17 protein-coding genes are annotated in these 17,310 nt (G+C 58.0%); 7 read left to right on the top strand and 10 right to left on the bottom strand.

Going from position 1 to position 17,310, the window contains the following annotated elements; all coding sequences use genetic code 11:
• Positions 1-196: 196 nt before the first annotated feature.
• The 5 genes from ectA to KYE_RS19355 form a co-directional block, all read right to left on the bottom strand.
• On the bottom strand, positions 197-712 hold the full coding sequence (ectA, locus tag KYE_RS19375) for a diaminobutyrate acetyltransferase (protein ID WP_008176886.1): 516 nt from the start codon (positions 710-712) through the stop codon (positions 197-199).
• Positions 713-860: 148 nt separating this feature from the next.
• A complete protein-coding gene (locus tag KYE_RS19370) occupies positions 861-1,811 on the bottom strand; it encodes a hypothetical protein (RefSeq protein ID WP_008176885.1) in 951 nt (316 codons plus the stop codon).
• 4 nt (positions 1,812-1,815) lie between these two features.
• On the bottom strand, positions 1,816-3,219 hold the full coding sequence (locus KYE_RS19365) for a sodium:solute symporter family transporter (protein ID WP_008176884.1): 1,404 nt from the start codon (positions 3,217-3,219) through the stop codon (positions 1,816-1,818).
• A gap of 387 nt (positions 3,220-3,606) precedes the next feature.
• Entirely contained in the window at positions 3,607-4,578 is a 972-nt protein-coding gene (locus tag KYE_RS19360) for a radical SAM protein (protein ID WP_008176882.1), read from the bottom strand.
• Positions 4,565-6,754, bottom strand: coding sequence for an FAD-dependent oxidoreductase (locus KYE_RS19355; protein ID WP_008176880.1), 2,190 nt, complete (start codon positions 6,752-6,754; stop codon positions 4,565-4,567). Before KYE_RS19355 ends, KYE_RS19360 begins: the two co-directional genes overlap by 14 nt.
• Positions 6,755-7,008: 254 nt before the next feature.
• Between KYE_RS19355 and KYE_RS19350 the strand changes: the two genes are divergently transcribed.
• From KYE_RS19350 to KYE_RS19335, 4 genes are read left to right on the top strand one after another with little or no spacing between them, the layout of a single operon-like run.
• Positions 7,009-7,626, top strand: coding sequence for an RNA polymerase sigma factor (locus KYE_RS19350; protein WP_008176878.1), 618 nt, complete (start codon positions 7,009-7,011; stop codon positions 7,624-7,626).
• Positions 7,620-7,886 (top strand): zf-HC2 domain-containing protein, encoded by a 267-nt coding sequence (locus KYE_RS19345; RefSeq protein WP_008176876.1) that lies wholly within the window; start codon positions 7,620-7,622, stop codon positions 7,884-7,886. Before KYE_RS19350 ends, KYE_RS19345 begins: the two co-directional genes overlap by 7 nt.
• Entirely contained in the window at positions 7,883-8,194 is a 312-nt protein-coding gene (locus tag KYE_RS19340) for an EthD family reductase (protein WP_008176874.1), read from the top strand. The genes KYE_RS19345 and KYE_RS19340 overlap by 4 nt, the downstream gene beginning before the upstream one ends.
• A gap of 42 nt (positions 8,195-8,236) precedes the next feature.
• Positions 8,237-9,409 (top strand): ADP-ribosylglycohydrolase family protein, encoded by a 1,173-nt coding sequence (locus tag KYE_RS19335; protein WP_008176872.1) that lies wholly within the window; start codon positions 8,237-8,239, stop codon positions 9,407-9,409.
• Between the two features lie 16 nt (positions 9,410-9,425).
• Here the strand turns inward: KYE_RS19335 and KYE_RS19330 are convergent, their stop codons facing one another.
• Both KYE_RS19330 and KYE_RS19325 read right to left on the bottom strand, forming a co-directional pair.
• Positions 9,426-10,118, bottom strand: coding sequence for a TVP38/TMEM64 family protein (locus tag KYE_RS19330; protein ID WP_008176869.1), 693 nt, complete (start codon positions 10,116-10,118; stop codon positions 9,426-9,428).
• A 143-nt stretch (positions 10,119-10,261) separates the two neighbouring features.
• On the bottom strand, positions 10,262-11,284 hold the full coding sequence (locus KYE_RS19325) for a Fe(3+) ABC transporter substrate-binding protein (RefSeq protein WP_008176867.1): 1,023 nt from the start codon (positions 11,282-11,284) through the stop codon (positions 10,262-10,264).
• Between the two features lie 193 nt (positions 11,285-11,477).
• Between KYE_RS19325 and KYE_RS19320 the strand changes: the two genes are divergently transcribed.
• On the top strand, positions 11,478-12,593 hold the full coding sequence (locus tag KYE_RS19320) for an ABC transporter ATP-binding protein (RefSeq protein ID WP_008176865.1): 1,116 nt from the start codon (positions 11,478-11,480) through the stop codon (positions 12,591-12,593).
• A gap of 7 nt (positions 12,594-12,600) precedes the next feature.
• Here KYE_RS19320 and KYE_RS19315 read toward each other — a convergent pair whose 3' ends face one another.
• From KYE_RS19315 to KYE_RS19305, 3 genes are all read right to left on the bottom strand, one after another.
• Positions 12,601-14,313, bottom strand: a complete 1,713-nt coding sequence (locus KYE_RS19315) for an ABC transporter permease (protein ID WP_008176862.1) — start codon at positions 14,311-14,313, stop codon at positions 12,601-12,603.
• A 147-nt stretch (positions 14,314-14,460) separates the two neighbouring features.
• On the bottom strand, positions 14,461-15,312 hold the full coding sequence (locus KYE_RS19310) for a UDP-2,3-diacylglucosamine diphosphatase (RefSeq protein ID WP_008176860.1): 852 nt from the start codon (positions 15,310-15,312) through the stop codon (positions 14,461-14,463).
• 177 nt (positions 15,313-15,489) lie between these two features.
• Complete coding sequence (locus KYE_RS19305; RefSeq protein ID WP_008176858.1) at positions 15,490-16,113, bottom strand: YbhB/YbcL family Raf kinase inhibitor-like protein; 624 nt, start codon at positions 16,111-16,113, stop codon at positions 15,490-15,492.
• A gap of 114 nt (positions 16,114-16,227) precedes the next feature.
• Here KYE_RS19305 and KYE_RS19300 point away from each other — a divergent pair, with 114 nt between their 5' ends.
• The gene (locus KYE_RS19300; RefSeq protein ID WP_008176856.1) at positions 16,228-16,560 is read left to right on the top strand and encodes an ankyrin repeat domain-containing protein; all 333 of its coding nucleotides are present in this window, start codon (positions 16,228-16,230) and stop codon (positions 16,558-16,560) included.
• Positions 16,561-16,566: 6 nt separating this feature from the next.
• Positions 16,567-17,310 (top strand): spermidine synthase, encoded by a 744-nt coding sequence (locus KYE_RS19295; RefSeq protein WP_008176853.1) that lies wholly within the window; start codon positions 16,567-16,569, stop codon positions 17,308-17,310.

Below are 17,310 nucleotides of genomic sequence, written 5' to 3'. Positions count from 1 at the left end.
TTAGCATGTCAGGTTCGAGGTAGATGCGCGGTGGCTTATCAAAAACTGCTGATGGGGTAGCGATAGGCCTACCGTGCGTTGATTAAAGCCCTGTGACAGACCTACCTCAGTGGTCCGCCGGCTAATTCAAATCACAGCTTTACAGTCGTTCACAGCGCCGCAATCTTGTTGCAGGGCTGATCCAGGACCGCGGCCCTCAGGCTGGCTTCGTGAAAGGCCCTATGCGCAGCAAGAATTCGGAATCGTGCTTGCCGCCAAAGTGGGTCTCTTTCTCGAAATGCTCGTGGTAGGTGAGCTCGGCTCCCATATCACGGGCGAATGAACGGAACAGCGCCCATGAGGCCTCGTTGTCCTCGGTGATGGTTGTCTCCATATGGGTGACGTTCTTGCACGCATCACGGCCAACGATTTCTTTCAGCATCCGCTTGGCCAGGCCCTGTCCACGACCTTTCTCATGCACGGCCACCTGCCAGACAAACATGGTTTCGGGCTGTTGGGGAGGGATGTATCCGGAGATAAAGCCGACCAGATCGCCGTCCTTCTCCGCGGCCACGCCGGTTTCGGCAAAGTGGCTGCACTGCAACAGGTTGCAGTAAATCGAGTTGGGGTCCAGCGGCGGGCACTCTGCCACCAGCTGGTGGAGCCTGAAGCCATCATCTTTCACCGGTGTGCGAAGCGTGATGGCGGTGGTATTCGATCCTTCTGATGTCATAACGAGATCAATTCGTGGCAAAAAGTTAGTGTTGAATTATATAGACCACAAAATATATTTCAAGTACAGCTCAAACCCGCCTACGGCAAGGCTCCAGCTCACTCTTTCAGAATAGACCGGATTGAAGCATTCGCCAGTGACAAAATGGTTAAATTAGTGAAGGAAAAATCACATCATCGGCACTCAGTGAGGTGCCTTTCAGAATTCGGTTCCGATAGGACACAGCGGCAGGCGAGCCGACCGGCCACAACCGGTCAAACTCCGGCAACCAGGCCTCAAGTGCATAGGATACAGGCAGCAGAGACACATGCAGCCCATGCCGCTCAATTCCGGCAACCGGCTCAATGACGGGGCTGGACAGACCAATCCGGGTGATCAGCCCACGCGGGTCTGATTGCAGATTCCCCATGCCTGCGGAGCCATTGTTCACTACCACCCGATTCTGCTCACCCACCAACCCCGACCAGAGCACCGGCAGGCACGTGTGGGTTGAGGCAATGACATCGGCCCCCGACGCCAGGAACCATTGCGAGAGCTTGCCATCGTTACCCTCGACAAAAGCTTCGTGAGCCAACCCCCATCCGGCCAGGGACTCCAGATCCCCGTGCACCACCAAAACCTTTAGGCCTCCAAAGATCAGGCATCGATACCGCGGCAGCAAGGACAAGCGACGCTGGATATCCGGATGTTCCCCGGCAATCCCCTGAAGCCGCTCCATGATAAGGTTCGACCGCTCCACTACGCCCTGATCGACAAAATCCGGGTAGGCGCAACCGCATCCGGCACCGGCACTGGGATTCGCCAGCTCGAAATCCACATTCCCGAGACTGACCGTGTGATCCAACACCCGGTTATTGATGGTTCGGAACAGGCGATCGCTGGCGTTGAACCAGTTGAAGTCACCATTGAACACCAGCTTCACCCGGTGCCCCTGACGCTCCTCCGCCAGCGCCATCTGCTCGATTTCATCGAGGGCCCAGGGATTCCCGTAAAGCCCTCCAATGATATACAGCACGTCCTCGGAAACCGTGCGGGGATCCTCGCAAAGCGATTCGGCAGAGTACCGGTACGCCAACGGACAGCTGCGGCCTTCGCTCATCGGCTCAGGCCTCCCCCGCCGCCAGTGACCGTCCGGCAAGACGACGAAGCACTAAAGGCGTAAAGAAGCCAGCCGTGCAGATCAGGAAGCCATAGGCGTTCACGCCCAGCAACATGGCGTATTTGCCATCGCCAATGGCCCAGCTTGCTGGAATCAGCCCAACCGCAAGCAAGACCCCGAGCCCCAGGCCGGTCCAGAAACTCAGATGGAAACTCCACGGCGACCACTTGGTGAAACCGTAGAACAGGAACACCGGCGCCAGCCCCATGACCATCGTCCCGGAGATGGTCGTGGCCTTGAGGATATCGGTGCCGGCGAACATCGGCAGGTTGCCCAGGAAGGCAAAGATCACCATCACGACCGCACCCACCCGCATGCTCGGCAGCTTGTCAGAGGCACGTTGCGCCAGCCTGGGCAGATCTACCGCCAGCGACTTGGCCAGCGACGTGAAAGTGGAATCCAGGGTGGACCCCGCCGACGTCATCATGACCACGCTCATGAAGAACAACGCTGCCAGGCCCAGAGACTGGCCCACGGCAGCAGGCGCGTTGCCCATGGCCTCAATGCCGTTAAGACGGGCGTGAACACCCACCAGACTGAAGATAAACACCGCCACGAAGCCCAGTAGCCCGGCCACCACAAAGCTCTTCAGCATGGTCTTTTCCTTGTTCACAAAGCCCCGGTCGGTCAGCACCGGATCGTGGAACGGATAACTGAACAGCTGCAGCAAAGCCACCAACAGCAGGTCAAAACCGGCGTTGAGCCGGAACTCACCATTGGTCAGCAAGGCGCTGGTATCGTTGGCCGGAATGATCAGGAACAGCACCGCTCCCACAAAGAACACAAACACGAAAGCCTGAATCACATCGGTGAAAATCGAAGACCGCAGCCCACCCTTCAGGCTGTAGGCCAGAGTAAACACCGTAAACAGCATCGCCGCCGCGTAATACTCCCACTCACCGGGCAACCCGAAATAACCGCCCACCACCGCCGTATTACTCCAGACTTCGTTATAAAGCCGGATCAGAATCGCCGCCGCAAACGCCAGACTGGCCAGCCGGCCAAAGCGGGAGGTCAGAAAATCCTGCAGACTCCGCGCCCCGGTCTGGGTTCGGATCAGGTAAATCACATACCCCGCCACAGGAATCGACAGCCAGTAACTGGCATAGGCCAGACCGCCCACCACGCCATAAGCCGCACCCAGGTTCGCCGCATTGGTCACCGACTTGGCAAAGATCCAGCTGATAAGAATACTGGCCGTAAGCGACCACTGCCCCACCGGGTTACCCTGGTCATCGGCGCCTTTATAAAAAGAATTCGCGTTCTTGCTCCTGGGCGACAGCCAATACATCACCACGCCGTAGACCAGCAGGAATCCCCAGAACAGGGAGGCCTCTGTGAAGTTCATGTTTTCTTACCTTGTTCTTTGTCGTTTAATCCGGGGTTTTTCCCGGGTTTCTGGTTTGGGTGCCTTTCGGGACAGGCCGGTAGGGATTTCAAAAAAACGCCCGTGAACCCATCCATGGGGGGCTTGGTCGCGCCGTCCATGGCGCTCCACATTTTTTGAAATCCCTACCGGCCTGCCCCTTGTTCAACTTCCGTTCTGGTTTCCCCGGCGAAGGAGATAGCCAACAACCGAATAGCAAAGCCGTACCCGCGGTCTGGGTGGTGAGGTTATTTTCCCGCCAGGAAAAAGATGTCTGAGCGAAGCGAGTTGTTTTTCCCAAGGGAAAATAACGTCACCTCCCAGGCCGCCAATGACCAGCAATCAGTCCTGAGCGGCCCTACACCAGAATCAAGCCGGCGCCGAACAACTAGCCCCAAAGCGGTAACAGGAAAAACACCGGTGATGCCGCAACATAATGCGCTCATCCATACTCTCGGTCAGCGTCCCCCCCAGGTCATACTGCGGGTCATCGTCCACCAAAGTGCAGGCATACACCCGAACCTCATCGCCCTTCTTCACCAGCATCCGGGTATAGGTGCACATGAAATGAGAGCGAGCCTCCTTGGTCGGATACTTCTCCATGCAGGTCTCGGTAATCTCCGGGCTGCCGTCTTCCGAGCCTGGCGTACCCAGATCCGGAAATGCGGTGAATGCCAGGTTCTCCGGAATGCCCCACTCCCGGAAGATGTCACGGAACGCGGCTTCGACATCTGCCGGAATTTCCTCCGGATCGGTCTGGCGGGCAATGGACACCTTGAAGCCCTGATCGACCAGCCAGCGGATGCCCTGCAAGGCCTCATCAAAGCTGCCGTCACCGCGGTCCTTGTCGTGACGGGCCCTGTCCGGGAAGTCCAGGCTGACCCGGAAATGAATCGGGTAGGGGTTATCCAGCAAAGGCAGCACCTGATGCTGTCGCTTGTGCAGCGGCTCGGTGGCGTTGGTCAGCACGAAGCAGGGCCGGTGCTGGCTGGCGTAATTCAGAATATTGACGAAGTCCCGGATCACGAAGGGCTCACCACCGGTGAAGGAAAACTGCTCCACCCCCATGTCGATGGCTTCGTGGATAAACGGCTTCACGTCACTGAGCTTCATGCCCGGAATGCGGCCATCGCCGGGGTGCGAACCTTCCAGGCAAAACGGACACGCCAGATTGCAGGCGGTGCCGGTGTGGATCCAGAGCTCTTTGAGCTTGTCTGCATCGATGTAACCCCGGGGGTCGCCGTTGCGAGTGTGGGTCCAGCTATCACGGGCCCGGGGTTCCAGGACTTCAACGGCCGGAATTCGATTTTTCCGGGCCGGTCTGGCTTCAGTCAGGGGCATAGATGCTCCTCGGTGTATTCGTGTTTTTCCCACGGCGCCAGCCGTGCAGTTTCTCCAGCAGCTTCAGAATGCCTTCAGGGGCATGAGCGCGCTTCCATTCGCCGGCAGCGTATTTCGCCGACTCGTTCCAGGTCGGGTACGGGTGAATGGTGCCCAGGATCTTGTTCAGGCCCAGGCCATGCTTCATGGCCAGGGTGAATTCGGCCAGGATTTCCCCGGCGTGGCTGCCAACCACCACGGCGCCCAGGATCTTGTCCTTGCCCGGCGGGGTCAGCACCTTGATAAAACCATGATCCTCACTCTCGGCAATGGCACGATCCAGATCATCCAGCCCGTAGCGGGTCACTTCGTAGGCCACGCCCTGCGCGGTTGCCTCGGCTTCACTGAGTCCCACCCGCGCCACTTCCGGCGAGGTAAAGGTCACCCAGGGCATTACGCGGTAGTCTACCTTGAAGCGCTTGAACTGCCCGAACAGACCGTTGACCGCCGCGTACCAGGCCTGATGGGCCGCCGCGTGGGTGAACTGGTATGGACCAGCCACATCGCCGCAGGCAAATACGTTCGGGTACCTCAGGCTCATGTCTTCCTCTACCGGTACGGTTCCGTTCGGCAGGGTATCCACACCAATCCGCTCCAGGTTCAGGCCGGCGGTGTTGGCTGCACGGCCAACAGCAACCAGAACCTGGTCGAAAGGAATGCGCACCCGCTCACCCTCGTGCTCGCAGTAGGCAACTTTCTCTCCTTCCTCCATACGGAACTCGGCAGCAGCATGTTTCAGGCGGACATCCACGCCGTCTGCCTGGAACTGCTTCAGAACCAGTTCAGAGACATCCTCATCTTCCTTGGCCAGCAAGCGCTCGCCCATCTCCACCTGGGTCACCTTGCTGCCCAGTCGGGCAAAGGCATGGGCCAGCTCCGAACCGATCGGGCCACCGCCCAACACCAGCAAGCGCTCGGGCTGCTCCTGCAGTTCCCACAGGTTATCCGAGGTTAGCGGCTCCATGTCCTTCAGGCCGGGAATCGGTGGTACCGCCGGCTTGCCGCCGGTGGCCACCACAATGCTGCGGGCGGTCAGGCGTTCGGTGCGGCCGTCATTGTGCCGGACCTCTAGCTCCCAGGGCGACACGAAGCTGGCTTCGCCGGCAATGCAGTCCACACCCAGCTTGCGGTATCGCTCCGGCGAATCGTGGGGCTCCACTTTCGCGATGACATCCTTGACCCGGTTCATGATGTTCTTGAACGAGCCTTTAACGGGCACCGATTCCAGCCCGTACCGGTTGGCATGGCGCAGGGTGTCCGCCGCCTTGGCGCTGCGGATAAGCGCTTTGGAGGGCACGCAGCCGGTATTCAGGCAGTCGCCACCCATCTTGTGCTTCTCTATAAGAGCCACCTTGGCTTTCACGGCTGCGGCAATGTAGGCCGAGACCAGACCGGCAGAGCCACCGCCTATGACCAGAAGGTTGTAATCGAAATGTTCGGGCTTCTGCCAGCCGGCGTACACTTTGCGGCGGCGGATAAAGCCCACCACAAATTTGGCAATCAGCGGGAACAGACCCAGCAGCGCGAAGGAGAGCAGTAGATCGGCCGAGACGATGTCGCCGGTGGACTGGATCTGGCCCAACTGGGTACCCGCATTCACATAAACAAAGGTGCCGGGCAACATGGCGATCCAGCTTACCAGCGCATAGGTGCGCAGCTTCATGGCCGTCAGGCCCATGGCCAGGTTGATCAGGAAGAAGGGAAATACCGGCACAAGCCGCAGGGTTGCAAGGTAGAAGGCGCCGTCTTTTTCAATGCCGCGATCCATCTTCGCCACGGTTTCGCCATACCGTTTTCGAAGCGTGTCTCGCATCAGGAACCGCGCCACCAGGAAAGCAAGCGACGCACCGATAGTTGAAGCAACGGAGACGGCTGCCAGACCGTAGAGATTGCCGAAAAACGCACCACCAGCCAGAGTCATGATGGTAGCGCCTGGCAGAGAAAGCGCTGTTACCACGACATAAACAACAACGAAGCCCAGCACCGCAACCAACAGATTATGATCGATCCAGTTACCGAGGGACTGTTGGTTTTGCTTCAGGTTCTCGAGAGTCAGAAGCTCGCTACCACCACTGGCAATAAACCCGACAACCACAGCCGCAATCAACGCGACCAGAATCCATTTCTTGAGTGTCATGAAATAATCCTTTCTACCTTGAACGTGATAACGAAGAGACACCCCAATCCCGGAAGTGTTACATCAAACCTTGGGCTCAGTGTTCGTTACCGGCTTACCGTTGTTGTACGTCGTTCGGCAACGCATTGTGTCAACGATTGCTCATGAATATCTAACAATTTGATTACACCGCCTACCGAATACGCCGGGAACTTATCGACCGATTTCCAAACTTACTGCTATTCTTGAACAATTGCTCATAAAAGGGAACGGTCATGACTGACTCAAGTCGGGAAAAGGAGATAGAACTGATTCAGGGCTTGAAAACGGGTGATAATGACTCTTTTCAGGAAGCAGTACGTGCCTACACCCCCGGCATGTTAGCAGTCGCCCGGTTCTATCTGGATCATTCCAGTGCAGAAGAAGCCGTTCAGGATTGCTGGGTTAAAGTTATTGATGCGATCCATGGCTTTGAAGGTCGTTCAGGTTTAAAAACCTGGTTGCACCGGGTTGTTGCCAACCGTTGCAAGAATCAGCTTCGATCGGCCAACAGGGAAGTCCCAACAGACTTTTCGGACATCCTGGAGCCAGAACTGGCCCATCGTTTTAACGCCAAAGGACGCTGGGAGTTGCCACCCAAACTTCAATTCCATGAATCCGCCGACACCCTGATGGAGAACGGCGCCCTCAGCGATTGCCTCGACAAACACCTCTCCTCCCTTCCGGAAACCCAGCGCTCGGCGCTGATGCTCTACGAAGCCCACCAGCATAAATCCGATGACGTCTGTAACATTCTTGACGTCAGTGCCTCTAATCTTCGTGTTCTTTTGCATCGAGCGAGGCAAAAGATCTTTCTGATGGTGGAGAATTTCCAGGAGACCGGCGAATGCTGATGTGCAGGGATCTCGCGGTAATTGCCAGCGACTATATTGATGGCGAGCTGCCTGTTCTCCAGAACATGTCAGTCAAAATGCACCTGATGATGTGCAAGGACTGCCGGACCTTTATCGGCAATCTGCGGGCAAGCACCGACATGTTAAAAGCACATTCCTCTGGCGAGGCAGACGAGGAGCTTATCCGCAAGATTGACGAACGGGTGGCCGAGGCGCTAAAAGAGGGTCCCCGCGATTCCACAAACCGAGGCCCGAAATGATCAAAGTCAGTGTGATGTATCCGAAAACCGCAGAAAGCACCTTTGACCTTGCCTACTACCGAGACACGCACATGGCGTTGGTCCGCGACAGGCTGGGCGATGCCTGCAAGCGCACAGCCATCGAATCCGGGTTGGCCGGCGGCGCCCCGGGAGAGGGCCCCACTTACATTGCCATGGGCCACATGTATTTTGACTCTGTTGCCGATTTCCAGACCGCCTTCGGCCCCCATGCCAAGGAAATTCTTGGCGACATCCCGAACTTCACCAACGTTCAGCCAACGGTCCAGATCAGCGACGTTATCGAATAATCCTTCAGGTCGGACTCACAAACCGGACATCAAGGATCTCCCATGGTCAGCAATCTCCCTCCCGAAAGAAAAGGCGCCATCACCGCTGCTCTGGCAGGCGGCTGGGTCGCAGACGCAGCCAGCCTGGGTTTGCACTGGCTCTACAACAGCGAGCGCATTCTGGAGGTGGGTGGACAGTCGCCCGAATTCCTGCCTCCACGAGCCGAGTACTACACAAAGGGATTCGGTTACTTCGCTCACGAGGGGAAACAGGTTGGCGATGTGAGTCACTACGGCGCAGCCACCGGCGTGCTGACCGACAGCTTACTGGCCACCAACGGCAATCTGGACATCCGCGATTACCAGCGCCGGTTTCGTTCGTTCTTTGGGCCCGGTGGCCAGTGGCGGGGATTCATCGATAACCCGACACGGATCACGCTGGAGAATTTCAATGCGATCGAGCGCAAGGCGGTCGAGGAGGCGCAGTCCGGCATGCCGGATGATCTTTCCGACAAACAGAAGCGGATTCTGGTGCAGAAGGTCATGCCCTACACCCGCCGTCTGAGCGGCAGCGCGCTTGCGCAGCCGGTGCGGGAGGCCATCAGCCTGACGTACAAGGAAAAGGCCATTCAGGACGCCGGCGTTCATCTGGCGGAAACCATCGACCGCAATCTGGTACCGGCGAGTGGCGCCGACGACATGCAGTTGCCTGCGGTGTCCAAGCTGCCGCCACTCGTTGCCGCCCATAGCGGAAGCACAAACCTCCTGGACGTTGTTGAAGCAGCCGTGCGGGTTACCAATCACAACGACGAGGCCGTTGCCTGGGCAAAGTGTGCAGCGGTGCTTCTGGACGGGCTATTCAGGGGCGAGCCTCTTGCCAAGGCAATGAATTCGGCCATCGACGAAGCACCCGATCAGGCGTCCCTCAAACGGGCACTTGAGAGCTCGGAACTGAACGGCGTTGCTGCCGGTGACACGTTTGGCCGCACCTGTTACCTGCAGGAAGCCATGCCGGTCAGCTTTCACATTCTGAACACGGCCCGGAGCTACACCGAAGCCATCCGCGCCAACATTCATTGTGGTGGTGACTCCTGCGGTCGAGCCTGGCTGATTGGCCCGGCCATGGCCGCCATGCACGGTGTTGGCGGTGAGAACGGCATTCCTCTGAGCTGGCTCGCCAGGGTAACGGATGCTGCGACCGTCTATCAGGATATCGAGTCGCTTGTGGGAAATTGAGAATCTGCAGCGGGCATCAGACCCTTCCATCCAGCTGCAGCCAGCGAGCCAGACGGGAATGTGGGCGATGCCGCAGGTAAAGGGGCAACGTGCTCATGACCAGCAATACCGTAGCTGCCGCTATAACGGTCAGGGTGGGGTTAAGCTCGAGGGTATGCCCCAACCCGGCAAACACAAAGGTCATGGGTAACATTCCAATAACCGTTGCCAAGGCGTAACGCCAAAGGTGTATCGCCGTCACTCCGGCGGCATAGCTGATCAGGGCGAAGGAGAACACCGGGATTAACCGGGTGAGGAGGACTGCAATAAACAGGAACCGCTGTGACCCTCTGGCCGAGAATACCGGGTTGTTTTCGAGCTTCTGCTGAACAGCATCGCGACCAAGCACTCGCGCCAGATAAAAGGCAATCAGCGAACCCGCCAGTGCACCGGCTACCGCGATTGCCGTTCCGTTGAACATTCCGTAAACCAGGCCGGACGCCGCACTGATCGGCAACGTGGGTATTGGCCCGACCACGACAGCAAGAACCATCAGGAGCATCAGTAATACCGGCCCAAGAGTCCCCTGACTGGCAAACCAGTCGGACAGCACCGTTGGTGCAAAGCTGGCAGGCATGCCCAGTTGCCGCAGCAGAAGCCAGATCATGGCCATCAAAAACGCGACAATGGCAAGAAAGGAGAGACGGAAAACCAGCGGCGATCGGGTCATCCGGCTATTCTACCCGCTCATCAGGTAACAGGAAGCACAGCCGGTGCCTCGATAAAATAAAAAGGGCCGGATGTCTTACCAACATCCGGCCCTTGGGCACGCTCTCTCAAGCGTAATCTGCGATCAATTTCGTGATACTTCGATTAACGCCAGCCCACACGGTCGAAGATCTTCACCGCTTCCGGATTGTTGGTGCCCAGTACGCTCACATTGATGTCATCAATGTTCAGGTTGCCCCAGGAATCCAGCACCGGATTCTTCAGTACACCGTCTACCGCCGGGAACTCGTGATTGCTCTCAGCGAAGATCTGCTGGGCGGTATCGGAGGACAGGAACTCCAGGAACCGGACAGCGTTGTCGCGGTTAGGCGCGGTAGCCACCACACCCGCACCACCGATGTTGGCGTGAACACCACGGCCATCCTGGTTCGGGAAGATAATGCCAACCTCCCGGGCCACTTCACGGTCTGCAACATCATCAGAGTTCAGCAGGCGCGCGTAGTAGTAATGGTTGCCAACCGCCAGGTTGCATTCACCGGCAGCCACAGCACGGATCTGATCGGTGTCGCCACCCTGGGGATCACGGGCCATGTTATTGACTACGCCCTGCGCCCACTCCTCAGCGCCTTCTTCGCCGTGGTACTCAACGAGGCTGGCCAGCAATGACTGGTTGTAGATGTTGCTGGAGGACCGGATGCAGATCTCGCCCTTGAATTCCGGCTTGGCCAGGTCCTCGTACTGACTGATCCGGGAAGGATCAAAGTCTGAACGATCGTAGTAGATCACGCGCAGACGCTGACTGAAGCCGAACCAATGCCCTTCCGGATGACGCAGGGAATCCGGCAGACGGCTGTTCAGAACTTCCGAATCCACCGGCTGGAAGATGCCTTCCTGGTCGGCTCGCCAGAGGTTACCCGCGTCAACGGTAATCAGGATATCGGCCGGGCTGGCGACACCTTCTCGCTGGATTCGCTGGATCAACGCATCGGACTTCCCCTCAATCAGGTTGACCTTGATGCCGGTCTCCTCGGTGAAGGCGTTATAAATTGCCTGGTCCGAATCGTAGTGCCGCGCAGAGTACAGGTTGACTTCACTCGCGGAGACACTCGTTGCTGCCAGTGTTGTTGCCAGGGCAGCGGCTGCCAACTTCGCTTTATGAGATACCACGGGATCTCTCCTTGGTTGCTAATTACTATTGCAGGTGAAAACGATTAGTATTTAGATGCGATTTAAACGAACCCGGGCATAGAAGTCAATAAATAGGAATCAGTCGCTTTTACGTATTCAATACACAATCAGACGCAACAAGCTTACAATTGCACCTCCACTGGAGTTTGAACCGGGAGGCTGGATCGGCACCATGAGCATTTATCAGGAAAGCCCAACCTACAGCGACCAACTCGAGAACGGCCTGTCGGGCCCGTCATTGATGCTTGACCGCGTGCATTGCCAATTCCATGGCGATAGCGTTGTCAAAGACATCAACCTGCATCTGGAAGCAGGCGAGGTTGTCTGCCTCCTCGGCCCTTCTGGCTGCGGCAAAACAACGCTGCTGCGTATCGCTGCAGGCCTCCAGACGCCGTCCCGCGGCAAAGTCTTTCTCGGCAGCTCCCTGGTTTCGGCACCCGGTGGCGTGCAGGTACCCCCGGAAAAGCGGAATGTGGGCCTGGCATTCCAGGAATCTGCACTCTTCCCCCATCTGACGGTGCTGGAGAACGTCTGCTTCGGCATCAGCTCCATGCCGAAAAAGCAGCAACGTACGCGCGCACTCGAACTGTTGGGGCGCCTGGGCATGGCCGATGCCGCCAATGTTTACCCACATACCCTCTCAGGTGGTCAGCAGCAGCGGGTAGCCCTGGCCAGGGCCCTTGCTCCGTCGCCACGGGTCATGCTGCTGGACGAACCATTCTCCAGCCTCGACGCCCGGCTGCGCGACCAGATTCGGGACGATACACTGCATGTGCTGAAAGAGCTGAACACGGCCACTCTTCTGGTTACTCATGACCCGGAGGAAGCCATGTTCATGGCAGATCGGATCGCACTGATGCGAGACGGAGAGATCGTGCAAACGGGAACTCCTACAGACCTTTACTGCAATCCTGCCGAGCCGTTCGTGGTCAACTTTTTCGGGCAGGTGAACGAACATCGCGGCGTTGTCCACAACGGCGTGGTGACAACGCCATTGGGCCACCTGGAAGCTAAAGGTTTTGAGGACGGCAGCAGCGCTAGAATTCTGATCCGTCCGGAGGCGGTCAAAGTCAGGCAACTTGAAGGACAGGCCGGTGATGACCGCACCAGCCATGTTCTGATGTCCCGACTGCTCGGCCCGACCAGTCTGTTGCATATTTGTGCTCACGGGCCGGACGGGCAGGAAATGCACCTGCATGCAAAAGTGCCCGGGGTGTTTCTGCCGGAAGAGGGACAGGCTGTCTCGCTTGAGCTGGATATGTCGCAGGTTTTTCTGTTCGCCGAGTAAACCGTGGCTACCCCGTTTTACTTCCCGGGCGGGACCGACGCATCGCCAGGCTCAGAATGACCACGGGAATGATCCCGACCACAACAATGGCGAGGGAGGACATGGCCGACTCGGCCAATCGCTCGTCAGAGGCCAGGCTGTAGGCACGGACCGCCAGGGTATCGAAGTTGAACGGCCGGAGTATGATGGTCGCCGGCAACTCCTTCATCACGTCCACAAACACCAGTATACCGGCCGCCAGCAGGCTACTGCGCATGATCGGCGTATGAACCTTGCGCAAGGTACCACCGGCGGTTTGACCGAGGGTTCGCGCAGCTGCGTCCATTGAGGGCGTAACCTTCCCCAGACTGGCCTCAACCGTATTGAAGGAGACGGCCAGGAATCTCACCGTGTAGGCGTAGATCAGGACAAAAGCGCTGCCACTGAGTACCAGACCCACCATGAAACCAAAGTTGTCACGAAGAAAGAGATTGAGCTTCTGATCCAGCCAGGCCAGCGGAATCATGATACCCACGGCAATGACAGACCCGGGGATGGCATAGCCCATGGCCGCAATCCGGTTCGCACTCCTGACCCAGGAGCTGGGATTCAGCCGTGCGCCGTAACTCAGCATTACCGCAAGCGTTACGGCAACCAGCGCCGCGCTTGAGGCGAGTATCAGGCTGTTGAACGCGAATTCCAGAAAACGCGTCCCGAAAAGGCTGTCGCCGGTCGTAATCGCCATTTCCAGCAGAATCAGGGCCGGAACAATAAAACCAATAAGAACAGGCAGGAAACACACTGCAAAGGCGAGCGCAGCCTGGCCTGAATTCAGCGAATACTCGGGCAATGCCTGGTACCGTGCCGAGGTATGGTATTGCTTGCCACCGCGGGAAACGCGTTCCAGAACAACAACAAGAACCACGAACACCAGCAGGCAGGCTGCGAGCTGAGCCGCTGCAACCGGCTCACCCAGGCCAAACCAGGTCCGGTAGATTCCGGTGGTGAAGGTATCGACGCCAAAGAACTGGACTGCCCCGAACTCGTTCAGTGTTTCCATCAGGACCAGCGAAACGCCGCCGATGATCGCAGGACGGGACAGCGGCAGAGCAATGCGTTTGAACATACGCCATGGCCCCAGGCCCAGAGTGCGGCCAACATCAAGTGCACTTACCGACTGCTCCATGAACGACGCCCGGGCAAGCAGGTACACGTAGGGGTAGAGCACCATGGTAATCAGCAGGGCAGCACCGCCCAGGGACCGGATATCCGGAAAGTAATAGTCGCCAAACTCCCAGCCGAACCAGTCGCGCAAGGCGCTTTGTAGTGGCCCCGCAAACTGCAGGAAATCCGTGTAAGCATAAGCAATAACGTAGGTTGGCACCGCCAGCGGCAGCAGAAGGGCCCACTCGAACAGCCGCCTGCCGGGAAACCGGCACATAACCACCAGCCAGGCGCAGGCAGTGCCAATCAGGGTGGTTCCTACAGCCACAGAGACACTGAGCACCACGGTGTTACTGAGGTATCTTCCAAGAACCGTGCTGACAAGGTGTTGCCAGACTTCACCGGACGGGAAAAACACATGGGCAAGGATAACCAGCACTGGCATCGCAACCAGCAGGGCGATCACGAGGGTGCTGACCGTCCAGGCATTGAAACGACGCGCGCGATGACTGGCGGCGCCGGTTCCGGGGCCAGCGCCAGCAAAACCGCTTGTCTGTGATGTCGTATGTTCAGCCATAAAGCCTATGAAGGGCTGGTAGGGACACGGAGTATAAGGGATACGATGGCGTTATGAAAAATAGCCACCCTGAAGGAGGGATATTGAAGCCTCGATCGGCCTTAGCGAGTGCCAGGGTGGGCGACCGAGGTCGCCGCACACCTCTGCTCAGCTGACGAGCCGGTTGACCTGCTCCACGAACGCTGTGGGCAGGGCATCAATCACCAGCCGGGCGTCTCCACACACATCCGGATGCGGGGCGTCAGGCTCTCTGGCCAGAACATTGGGGTTTTCCGACCAATGCAGCAGCTCCAGTGTGCCGTTCTCCTGCTCCACCAGCGCCGTGCAGTGTTCTACCCAATCGCCGTCATTGCAGTAAAGACCATCTTCGCTGCGCAGGAAGCCGGCGGAGTGGATGTGGCCGCAGATGAAACCGTCGTAGTTGCCCTTTTCCGCGACCGTCAGCGCCGCCAGTTCAAACCGCCGGATGAACGTGCGCGCCTTGCCGATTCTGCTCTTTACCCAGGCTGCGAGCGACCAGTAAGGCTTGCCCTTGAGCCGGCGCCAGGCGTTGAACCAGCGGTTCAGGCGGAGCAGGATACCGTGGGCACGGTCACCGACCAGAAGCATCAGTGGGCTGCATCGCACCACCTGATCAAACTGGTCGCCGTGGCAGACCATGAAGCGTCGACCATCAGCCGTGGTATGCACAGCTTTGTACTGCAGTTCAATTCCGGCAATGGTCTGGCCGCAGAACCGGCGCAGGAAATCGTCGTGGTTACCGGGCACATAGACCACCCGCGTTCCACTGGCCGCCAGCTCAATGAGTTTGTGAATGACGGCCTGATGGGAATCCGGGAAGTGAACCCGTCGCTGCATCGCAATCAGGTCGATGATATCGCCCACCAGATACAGAGTTTCGCAGCGGACCTGGTTCAGGAAATCCAGCAGATACTCGGCCTGGCAGTCAGCCGTGCCCAGGTGCACATCGGAAATGAAAACGCTCCGGTAGCTCCGCATCTTGCCTCCCGTCTTTCAACCATTCCGGATGCTGACACCTTGGCAAGACCGGGTGACGGGGACATGACAACAACAAGACACTTCTGTGACGTTCAGAAAGGAATCAGGGGGAGGGAACGATGGCTATCCGGTAACCGATTGGGTTACCGGAATATCACTGCTCGGTGTCTGAATCCGTTAGCGCAGGTCCGGATTCAGGGTGTAGGTACCCGTCACCCGGGCGCTGGCCAGTACGTGACCTGCCATGGCTTCGCGCACATCGTTACCATCGAACTCGCCATCCAGGGCAAGGGTATCCACATCCAGTGCATGCACCTCGAAGTGGTAGTGATGGATAATCTCATCGTTCCAGGGCGGACAGGGACCATCGTACCCGGCGTAGGTGCCGTTCATGTCGGGATTGCCCGCCAGGAACTGGGTGTAATTGTTCACGCCGCGGATACCGATGGGGCCGGGCCCCGGCTCCTTGCCCTTGGGAATCACGCCATCGCTGTCTTCGCCTTCCGGAATCCGGGTGGTGCCGGCAGGCACATCAACCAGCAGCCAGTGGAAAAAATCGACCCTCGGGATGTCCCTGGAAACCGTCTTGCCTTCCTGGTTTACATCATCCGCAACGCTGGGCACGTCCGGATCAAACATCATCACCACGAAGCTTTTCGTGCCCTCGGGCGCACCGTCCCAGACAACTTCGGGGTTCCGGTTGGGACCGAAGCTCATGTGGTCATCTTCGCTGTATACCCCGAATGCGAACTTCTCGGGAATCGGCTGGCCTTCTTCGATGCCTTCAACCTGTAGTTTCACGGCGTTGCCTCCTGTCGTTTTTAGCCTTGGGCTCATTGACTGTGTCTGGGACAGTCTCATTCTGTGATAATACGTTTTTAACACAAAATCGATTGAACTGACCACGGAGCCCCGATGAGCCAACAGAAGCCCGGCAAGCCGCAACAACCCGCGAACCAGAAAGACGAGGATGCGGTTGCCTTCGCCCAGGGTATTTTCGAACTGGCCCGCAACGGCGGTGCCGGACCTCTGAGCGTGATGCTTGATGCCGGTGTCCCGGTGAACATGCGCACCAGCGAGGGCGAGACCCTGCTGATCCTGGCCAGCAAGCACGGCCACCCGGAAACGGTACGTCTTCTGCTGGAAAAAGGCGCCGATCGCGAAGCGAAGGACAGCAACGGCAATACCGCTCTGTCGCTGGCAAAAACCGACAGCGTAAAGCGCCTGTTCGAAGAATCCGGCCGGTAAGCCGGCATGTTCAACAAAGGCGAGATTATCCACCACACCCGGGATGCCCTGGGCAGCATTCTGGTGGTCGATTACCGCAAACACCGGGTGCTTACCTTCAATTCGGTGTTCGAGCAAAGCAAGATTGATCGCCGATTTCCCTATCTGCCAGTTCATGAGTACAACCGGGCCATGATGCTGCCGGCGGTCTTTGCCAACCCTCGCCACGTCACCATTCTGGGCCTGGGCGGCGGCGTGATGGCCGGCGCCTTTCACCATCTTTATCCCGAGTGTCGGATACACGCCGTCGAACTGCGCCAGGCGGTACTGGACACTGCCCGGGAATTTTTTGATCTGCCCGGCAGTGAGCGCCTTGAGGTAACCATTGCCGATGCCCGGGATGCCCTGGAAAAGCTGCCGGAGGCGAGCACGGATATGATTCTGGCCGATCTGTACAACGCAGACCGGATGAGCCCTGCACAGGCCCAGAAACAGTTTGTGGATGAGTGCGCCCGGGTGCTCACGGAGGACGGCTGGCTGGTGCTGAATTACCACCGGACTCCGGATGTCCAGGGGGCTTACTTCCGGCGGCTCAAGAGGCACTTTGCGGTGCTTCTTGGCTTTCGAAGCAAAAGTAACAACACCGTGGTTTATGCCAGCAAACAGCACTTCCAGTCGGTGCATCCCAAAGATCCGGTGTTGGCGGAACTTGAAAGCCGGCTGCCGATTGACTGGCGCCGGCTGATGGCGAAGGTCAGCCGGATGGAGTGA

It is taken from the genome of Marinobacter manganoxydans MnI7-9, assembly GCF_000235625.1.
Classification (GTDB): Bacteria; Pseudomonadota; Gammaproteobacteria; order Pseudomonadales; family Oleiphilaceae; genus Marinobacter; species Marinobacter manganoxydans.
Note: the sequence above shows the minus strand (reverse complement) of the source record. Positions and strands in the feature narration are given on the sequence as shown.